A 1,383-nucleotide genomic window follows, 5' to 3' on the forward strand; every position below is an offset into this window, starting at 1 on the left:
GACGACGCCCTCATTATTGATGCCTTGGCCAACGAAGAGCGGAGTAAGCTCCGACCGGTCTCGACTTCCAAGAGGAATGTTGTCTGGAATATGGCCAGCAATCAACGGAGGTTTAGCGATTGGCTCCAAAGGGAGGGCAGGGAGAGCATCGCCAGTCGCCTGACTGGCAGTGATCAGCAGCAACAGTCGTTAAAGGACGATTACAGTAACTTTACCAACGCTGAAGGAAAAAGAATAAGCGTGAGTTTCGATCGGCTGCGGCAGTATCTAGGCGCTGAGTCGCAGTTGAAACAGCATGATCCCCATCCCGACGACGCCCTCATTATTGATGCCTTGGCCAACGAAGAGCGGAGTAAGCTCCGACCGGCCGCGACTTCCCGGAAAAATGCCAGTAACCAACGAAAATTTAGCGCTTGGCTCAAAAGGGAGGGCAGGGAGAGCATAGTCAGCCGACTCACGGGTACTGATGAGCAGCAACGGTCGTTGCAGGAGGATTTTAGGGCCTTTACCAAGGAGGAAGGAAAAAAAGTGGTCGTGAGTTTAGATCGGCTGCGGCAGTATCTAGGCGCCGAGTCCCAGTTGAAACAGCATAATCCTTATCCCGACGACGCCCTCATGATTGATAGCTTCACCAAGGAAGAGCTGAGCAAGCTCGGATCGGACTCGAGTTCCAAGCGGAAAAGCGTTTTGAATCTGGCCAGCAATAAACGGAGGTTTAGTGATTGGCTCCGAAAGAAGGGTCGGGGGAGCATAGCCAGTCGCCTGACTGGCAGTGATCAGCAGCAACGGTCGTTAAAGGACGATTTGAGGGCCTTTACCAAGGCTGAAGGAAAAAGAATAAACGTGAGTCTCGATCGGCTGCGGCAGTATCTAGGCGCTGAGTCGCAGTTGAAACAGCATAATCCTTATCCCGACGACGCCCTCATGATTGATAGCTTCGCCAACGAAGAGCTGAGCAAGCTCGGATCGGACTCGACTTCGCAGAGGATAGTCGTCTCGAAGCTGGTCAGCAATCAGCGAAAGTTTGGTGATTGGCTGCAAACCAGGGGTAGGGAGAGCATAGCGAGCCGGCTCAACGGCAGTGATCAGCAGCAATGGTCGTTGAAAAAAGATTACCAAGACTTCACCGAAGACATGGGAAAACACACTATCTCTTTCAAGCGGCTTCGGCAGTACCAGCAAGTCGTTGAGGCGAACGCAGCGTCGGGGTTGTCCCCTGAGCCGGCAAGTGGCCGCGAACCGGCCGGTCTGGACGGCCGTTCGGATTCACGTGCCGAGTTCAGATCAACTTCGCCGCTGCAGCAGGTTGATCCGTCGATCGAAGGCCGCAGCGGATTGTCGCTCGACCATATCGAATGGCTGGGCGACCAGCATATCCAGACG

1 pseudogene is annotated in these 1,383 nt (G+C 54.2%); it reads left to right on the forward strand.

Going from position 1 to position 1,383, the window contains the following annotated elements:
* Positions 1-90: 90 nt before the first annotated feature.
* Positions 91-1,383: pseudogene (locus CO671_RS33050) on the forward strand (hypothetical protein); the annotation flags it as partial.

The sequence above is a fragment of the Rhizobium sp. M10 genome, assembly GCF_002531955.1.
Lineage (GTDB): Bacteria > Pseudomonadota > Alphaproteobacteria > Rhizobiales > Rhizobiaceae > Rhizobium > Rhizobium etli_C.